Raw genomic sequence first — 7,144 nt, 5'->3', positions numbered from 1 at the left:
CTCGGACAGTGGATGCCAACCGTCCCCGCGCCGCCTGCAGCCGAAGCCGGCGCCGCCGTGCCCAAGGAGGTCGCCGCGTCGATGAAGCCGGCCAGACCCGTGACGCCTGACTCAGCGTCGTGACGTCGCGCGATGTGCTGTTCGCGCTGCTGGGGTTGACGGCCTGGGCGTCCGGGATGCTGGCCGTCGTCAGCCGACAGGTCGTGCACGCCGCGCTGTGGCTGGTGGCGGCACTGGGTGCGCTCGCCGGCTGCTACCTGGTGCTCGGGGCCGAGGTGGTCGCCCTGGTGCAGGTCCTGGTGTACGTCGGCGCGATCGTCGTCCTGGTGCTGTTTGTGGTGCTCGCGATAGCGTTCATTCGCATTATCCGTGCCAGCAGCGACAGCTTCGCCAGGATTGTGACCGCGGGGGTCATGGTCTGGGTGATCGGCCAAGCCTTCGTGAACATCGCGGTGGTGTTGGGGGTGCTTCCGGTGCTGGGGGTGCCGCTGCCCCTGATTTCTGCGGGTGGAACCGCTCTGATCGCAAATCTTCTCGGAATCGGGATTGTGCTGTCGTTCGCGCGGGGATCATCCACTCGGCCCGGCGAGACGATCGGGCAGAGCCCGGCAGAACGGTCGCGCACGATGGCATCGCAGCGAGTACGCTCGCGCGCATGACCACATACCTCCTTGCTGGCGGTGGAACCGCCGGTCACGTCAATCCTCTGCTCGCCGTCGCCGATCGTCTGCGTGAACGCGAACCGGACTCTGTCATTCTCGTGCTGGGAACAAAAGAGGGGCTCGAGGCTCGCCTCGTACCCGAGCGTGGCTACGAGCTGCTGACCATCGACCGCGTGCCGCTGCCGCGTCGACCGAATTCCGCAGCGCTGGCTTTTCCGAAGGCGCTCCGAGGCACGATCGACGCCGTCCGCGCGATCCTCCGTGATCGCGCGGTGGACGTTGTTGTCGGCTTCGGGGGGTACGTCTCTGCCCCCGCCTACCTGGCTGCCCGCGCTGAGAACGTCCCGTTGGCCATCCATGAAGCGAACGCCCGTCCGGGGTTAGCCAACCGGCTCGGCGCCTGCTTCACCTCCCACGTCGGGGTCGCGTTTGCAGGAACGAAGATCAGGGGCGGCACGTTCGTCGGCATGCCGCTTCGGCGTGAGATTGAGCAACTGGATCGATTCGCGGCGCGGCGGGAGGGCATCCACTTCTTTGGGCTGGATGAGGCCAGGCCAACTCTGCTTGTGACCGGAGGGTCATCAGGTGCCAAGAGCATCAATGACACGATCTCGCGGTCGGTAACCCTGATTCTCGGGGTGGGTTGGCAGGTCATCCACGTGACCGGTGCGTATCGCGACGCCGTAACCGATCCACATCTTGCAGGGTACAGAGTTCTCACCTATGCGGACCGAATGGACCTGGCCCTCGCTGTCGCCGACCTCACCCTGTCGCGGGCGGGCACGTCTTCGGTGGCGGAAGCAGCGGCGCTCGGCGTTCCGGCAGTGTTTGTGCCGTATCCGATCGGTAACGGGGAACAGCGCTTCAACGCGCGCAGCGCCGTGCATGTGGGCGGCGCAATACTCGTTGCTGACGCTCGATTCACTCCGGGGTGGGTAGCATCCGACCTCGTTCCGCTGCTGCGCGACAGGGCAGCCATCGCCGACATGGCCGTCCGGATGGCAACCACCGGTGCCCTCGACGGCACCGACCGGATGGTTGAGCTCATCGGTCGCGCCCTCGCGGCAAATTAGGTTCGACCGGGTAAAATCAATCCGATGATCCATCCTGACCTCACCATGCCTCTGCCCGCCACCTTGGGTGCGGTGCACTTCGTGGGCATCGGGGGCAGTGGTATGAGCGGTATCGCGAGGCTCTTTCTCGAGTCCGGGCACGACGTCACCGGGTCGGATCGCGGGGAAAACCACAACACGGGCATCCTGCGCGAGTTGGGGGCGACGGTGTCGATCGGTCATGACGCGGCGAATGTCGGTGTGGTTGACGCGCTGGTCTACACGGGGGCGTTGTGGCCAGACAACCCGGAGTATCTCGAGGCCGTGGGCCGGGGAATCCCAGTGCTGCATCGTTCGCAGGCTTTGGCTTGGCTCATTAATCATAAACGGCTCGTCGCGGTGGCTGGCGCCCATGGCAAGACCACCTCCACCGGCATGATTATCACCGCGATGCTGGCACTCGATGCGCGGCCGAGTTTCGTCAATGGGGGAGTGATCCAGTCTTTAGGGGTGAGCTCGTCGTCTGGCGAGGGTGACCTGTTTGTGGTCGAGGCCGATGAGTCGGATGGGTCGTTCCTGCTCTATGACACCGCAGTTGCGCTCATCACCAACGTCGACGCCGATCACCTTGACCACTACGGCGACCACGACGCGTTTGACGCCGCGTTCGTCTCGTTCGCCGAGCGAGCGAGCGAGCTGGTGGTCATCTCCAGTGATGATCCGGGCGCACTCCGCGTGACCGGACAGCTCGAGCACAAGCGCATCCTGACATTTGGTGAGGATGCCGCGGCAGATGTGCGCGTGCACTCGATCGTGACGCACGGTCCTGTTGCGTTCACGCTCTCGTGGCAGGGGCAGGACTATTCGGCTCGACTGACTGTCCCCGGCCACCACAATGCCCTGAACGCGGCGGGTGCGTTCGCCGTGCTCGTCGGCCTGGGCTTCGACCCCTGTACCTCGCTCGATGGCATCGCGTCGTTTGGCGGCACCGAGCGTCGTTTTGAGCTTCACGGCACGGTGCGGGGCGTCAGCGTGTATGACGACTATGCACACCATCCCACGGAGGTGGCGGCCGCGCTGGCGGCCGCGCGCAGCGTCGTCGGAGCCGGCAGGATCATCGCGGTGCACCAGCCGCACCTGTACAGCCGTACCCAGGTGATGGCAGGCGAGTTTGCGCAAACCTACGAGCAGCTCGCCGACCACACGATCGTGCTCGACGTGTTCGGTGCGCGAGAAGATCCGATTCCCGGCGTCACCGGCGCCACCGTGTCGGAGCGGTTCGAGGATTCCCGCCGAGTCGACTATCTGCCCGATTGGCAGCAGGCCGCCGATCGCGCCGCGTCAATTGCGCGAGCTGGGGACCTGATCATGACGCTGAGCTGCGGGGATGTGTACCGCATAGTCCCTCAGCTACTCGCGTCGCTCCGCGCGACACCACCGGACTAGGCTCCTATGAAAAAATCAGACTCCCCATGAAAAGACTGAGGCGCTCGTGAAACGCCCCGACGGTTTCGACCCGGGTGCCCGCCACCCGGCTCCTCGTGGCACTCAACGCAGCAACCCGAAACCTAGGCGTTCGACCACCGCGAGCGCGCCCAGGCCAGAACGGGTTACGCCGCCACGACCGGGGTCGGTGGGCCTACCAGAGGCCCGCCCCGAGGCCCGCCCCGAGGGCGCGGCGAGGTCGCGGACCTCGGCCGCGCGCGCCCAGCGCCGGATTCATGGCGCGTCCCGTCGAGAGACCAGACCCGACGCCGCCAGTCGCGCCGAACTGCGTCGTGCCGCGCGCGCGAGGCGCAGGTTCGAACGCGCCGAGATTAGGCGTTTCACCCGACGTGCCCGCAACCGAAGGGTCGCTTTCGCTGCGGTAGGTGGGCTGCTGGCGACGCTGGTCGCGCTGGTCGTGGTCGCTGTCTACTCGCCGATTCTCGCCCTGCGCACCATCACCGTGGATGGCACCTCCCGCATCGATTCGGCGGAAGTGCATGCTGCAGTCGATGGACAGCTGGGCACTCCGCTGGCGTTGCTCGACTTCGGCACTGTTACCAGGGACCTCGCAGTTTTCCCACTGATCCGCAGCTACGTCACTGAGATTGTTCCGCCGGGCACGCTGCTCATTCACATCACCGAACGCGCCCCGGTTGGGTCGGTCAAGGTCGGCGCGATGTTCAATCTCGTCGATCCGGCCGGGATCGTGCTTCAGCAGTCTGCCGAGCGGATCCCCGGTGTCCCCGTGCTCAACCTGCCCGGAGGTGACACTACCGGTCCGGCGTTCACCTCCATGGTCGCGGTGTTGGTGGCGCTTCCGCCCGAACTGCTCGCGCAGGTCGACAGCATTTCGGCGAGCACTCGAGACGATGTTTCTCTTGTACTCTCCGGTGTCGGCCAGGGTGTGACGTGGGGCAGTGCCGACGACTCCGCCCGGAAGGCGACTCTGCTGGCCGCACTGATCAGGCTGACGGATCCGGCGCAGCCTGGCGTGTTCGATGTCTCCGCACCTGGCAACGGGGTATTCCGCCCGAGTTGATCCGCGTGCGCTGAGCGACTCGGCGCCGCTGCGGAACGAGCGCCCTGCGCCATATTCATCGCAGACATCCGACACGCTGGCACCGTTACGTGATGCGCGGTCATGGCCGACCTACCCTCATCACAGGAAATGCATACTGAGCATAACTTTATACCTCAAGTTGAGGTTGAGGGTCTGCAACGGGCAGATTGAGCAATCGCAGGGGCAGTGGAGGCCGGAACGTGACATCAAACCAGAACTACCTGGCGGTAATCAAGGTAGTGGGCATCGGCGGTGGCGGTGTGAACGCCGTCAACCGGATGATCGAACTCGGCCTGCGAGGCGTCGAGTTCATTGCTATCAACACGGATGCCCAGGCGCTGCTCATGAGCGACGCTGATGTGAAACTTGACGTCGGTCGCGAACTCACTCGTGGCCTGGGTGCCGGCGCAGACCCCGAGGTCGGTCGTCGCGCTGCCGAGGATCACGCGGAAGAGATCGAAGAGGCCTTGGCCGGGGCCGACATGGTCTTCGTCACCGCGGGGGAGGGCGGCGGAACGGGTACGGGCGGCGCGCCCGTCGTCGCGCGCATTGCAAAGTCGATTGGCGCGCTGACTATCGGTGTCGTGACCAAGCCCTTCGGCTTCGAGGGCAAACGCCGTTCCTCACAGGCTGAGATTGGCGTCGACAGCCTCAAGAACGAGGTCGACACTCTCATCGTCGTGCCCAACGACCGCCTCCTTGAAATCAGCGATCGCGGCATCAGCATGCTCGAAGCCTTTGCCACCGCAGACCAGGTGCTGCTCGCCGGGGTGCAGGGCATCACGGACCTGATCACCACGCCCGGGCTGATCAACCTTGACTTCGCCGACGTCAAATCTGTCATGCAGGGTGCTGGCTCGGCGCTGATGGGTATCGGATCTGCTCGCGGCGCCGACCGCGCCATAAAGGCGGCCGAGCTGGCCGTCGCATCCCCCCTTCTCGAAGCCTCGATCGAGGGTGCGCACGGTGTGCTGCTGTCGATCCAGGGCGGCTCGAATCTGGGAATTTTTGAAATCAATGACGCCGCACGACTTGTTCAGGAAGCCGTGCATCCCGAAGCCAATATCATTTTCGGTGCCGTCATTGATGACACCCTGGGTGACGAAGTACGAGTGACGGTCATTGCTGCCGGGTTCGATGGTGGTGCCCCGCAGATCAGGCCCGGTGAGACTCGTCGCACTAACTACGTCATCCCCGAAGCAACGGCAACGCCCAGCGGTGCGATTGATGCCGGTTCTCCGCCGCTGGCCGAGACCCAGCCCTGGAGCCCCGAACCCAGCCTGGTACGTGCGGCTCCGGTCGACCGCAGTTTCGATGACGACGAGTCTGATCTCGACATCCCCGATTTCCTCAAGTAGTCGTCGGTGAACGAGGGTGCGACGCTGGCCGAGCGGCTGCAGGGCGTCCGTGACGGAGTCGCGGATGCGTCACGAGAGGCATCCCGCGATGTTTCGACCATCACCACCATCGTCGTCACGAAATTTCATGCGGCGTCGCTGGTGCGGGAGCTGCACGCGCTCGGTGTGCATGATTTTGGGGAGTCACGTCACCAGGAGGCCCAGCCGAAGGTTGCCGAGCTCTCTGACCTCGATGCGACCTGGCATTTCGTGGGCCAGTTGCAGTCCAAGAAGGGGCGGCAAGTGGCGTCGTACATCGATGTGCTCCACTCGATGGATAGGGATTCGCTGGCCGACGCTCTCGTGGGGAGCACGCTCGACGTGTTCCTGCAGGTGAATCTCACGGACGATCCCGGTCGAGGCGGAGTCGCCCCACATGACGTGCTGAGACTTGCCGAGCGTGTGTTGTCGATCGACGGGCTGAGGTTGCGGGGCCTGATGGCCGTCGCGCCTGTCGGCGTTGAGCCCCGCGCCGCGTTTGCTGGCGTACGTGCACTCTCCGACGGTCTGCGTGTCTTGGCCCCGACGGCATCCGACCTCTCGATGGGGATGTCCGGTGACTACCGAGACGCCATTCTCGAGGGCGCGACACACCTGCGCATTGGCACGGCAATCACGGGTATTCGGCCTACGGCCGGTTAATCTCGAATCACAAGCTTCACCACTCGGAGGAATGAAATGGCAAATCCACTGCGCAAGACCATGGTCTACCTGGGCCTCGCGGATGAGGACTACGACTACGAGCAGGCACCATCCGCTCCGGTCGCCCCGGTGGCCCACCACACACCCTCTGCTGCCCAGAATCGCGCGCCGGTCACCCCGATGCGACGTTCGGGCCACTCTCGCCCCGCCGCGGCCGAGATGAATGAAATCCTCACGGTCCATCCTCGCCAGTACAAGGACGCGCAGGTGATCGCCGAGAATTTTCGAGAGGGAATACCGGTCATCATCAACCTGTCACAAATGAGTGAGCCGGATGCCCGTCGACTCATCGACTTCGCCAGCGGCCTCTCGCAGGGTCTGTACGGCAACCGGCGAAATCAAGCCTCGCAACTACATCAACATCGGCTCGAATGCGAATGGCGCGTCGCGCATCACGGAGATCAACGTGGTGGAAGGTCAGCGCGTACGTAAGGGTCAGCAGTTGGCCAAGCTCGAATCCGTCCAGCCCGAAGCGCAGTTGGCTGCGCAAAAGGCCAATGTTGCCACCACAGAAGCGGAGTCTGCGGCTTCAGATGCCGGCTTAAACGCAGCCGACGAAAATATCAAGTCTGCCCAGGCATCGATTGATCGCTCGAAAGCGGATTCGGAACGCGCCCGGCAGGATTTCGACCGCTCCAGGCAACTTTTTGAAGAAAAGCTGGTGGCCCGCCAGGAATTCGAATCGAAAAAGAGTGCTTATGATTCGAGCATGGCCGCCGTACGCGAGGCAGAAGCGCGTGTTAGCCAATTGCGAGCCGCTCGCGCCCAGCAAGCGGCCCAAGA

Annotated in this window: 8 protein-coding genes; all 8 read left to right on the top strand. The window is 64.3% G+C overall.

What is annotated here, in order from left to right; genetic code table 11:
- The first annotated feature begins 119 nt into the window (after positions 1-119).
- Positions 120-659, top strand: a complete 540-nt coding sequence (locus RMN95_RS14045) for an NADH-quinone oxidoreductase subunit J (RefSeq protein WP_397545298.1) — start codon at positions 120-122, stop codon at positions 657-659.
- Entirely contained in the window at positions 656-1,735 is a 1,080-nt protein-coding gene (locus RMN95_RS14040; RefSeq protein WP_309617532.1) for a UDP-N-acetylglucosamine--N-acetylmuramyl-(pentapeptide) pyrophosphoryl-undecaprenol N-acetylglucosamine transferase, read from the top strand. Before RMN95_RS14045 ends, RMN95_RS14040 begins: the two co-directional genes overlap by 4 nt.
- A 24-nt stretch (positions 1,736-1,759) precedes the next feature.
- On the top strand, positions 1,760-3,160 hold the full coding sequence (gene murC / locus RMN95_RS14035; RefSeq protein WP_309617531.1) for a UDP-N-acetylmuramate--L-alanine ligase: 1,401 nt from the start codon (positions 1,760-1,762) through the stop codon (positions 3,158-3,160).
- Positions 3,161-3,347: 187 nt separating this feature from the next.
- Positions 3,348-4,241, top strand: a complete 894-nt coding sequence (locus RMN95_RS14030; protein WP_309617530.1) for an FtsQ-type POTRA domain-containing protein — start codon at positions 3,348-3,350, stop codon at positions 4,239-4,241.
- A gap of 221 nt (positions 4,242-4,462) precedes the next feature.
- Complete coding sequence (ftsZ, locus tag RMN95_RS14025; RefSeq protein ID WP_309617529.1) at positions 4,463-5,620, top strand: cell division protein FtsZ; 1,158 nt, start codon at positions 4,463-4,465, stop codon at positions 5,618-5,620.
- A gap of 6 nt (positions 5,621-5,626) precedes the next feature.
- Positions 5,627-6,301: a YggS family pyridoxal phosphate-dependent enzyme gene (locus RMN95_RS14020; RefSeq protein ID WP_309617528.1), complete on the top strand. Its 675-nt coding sequence runs from the start codon at positions 5,627-5,629 to the stop codon at positions 6,299-6,301.
- Between the two features lie 36 nt (positions 6,302-6,337).
- Positions 6,338-6,793: a cell division protein SepF gene (locus tag RMN95_RS14015; RefSeq protein WP_309617527.1), complete on the top strand. Its 456-nt coding sequence runs from the start codon at positions 6,338-6,340 to the stop codon at positions 6,791-6,793.
- Positions 6,768-7,144: hypothetical protein (locus RMN95_RS14010; RefSeq protein ID WP_397545297.1), on the top strand; the 377-nt coding region annotated here is incomplete at its 3' end. The genes RMN95_RS14015 and RMN95_RS14010, both read left to right, overlap by 26 nt.

Source organism: Salinibacterium sp. (assembly GCF_031364185.1).
Classification (GTDB): Bacteria; Actinomycetota; Actinomycetes; order Actinomycetales; family Microbacteriaceae; genus Rhodoglobus.
The sequence above is the reverse complement of the archived record's forward strand: the minus strand, read 5'-3'. Positions and strand labels throughout refer to the sequence as shown.

Excerpts from the sequence above, each read along its gene's own strand:
- RMN95_RS14040 (WP_309617532.1), top strand. The coding sequence starts at position 656 with ATGACCACATACCTCCTTGCTGGCGGTGGAACCGCCGGTCACGTCAAT.
- murC (WP_309617531.1), top strand. The coding sequence starts at position 1,760 with ATGATCCATCCTGACCTCACCATGCCTCTGCCCGCCACCTTGGGTGCG.
- RMN95_RS14015 (WP_309617527.1), top strand. The coding sequence starts at position 6,338 with ATGGCAAATCCACTGCGCAAGACCATGGTCTACCTGGGCCTCGCGGAT.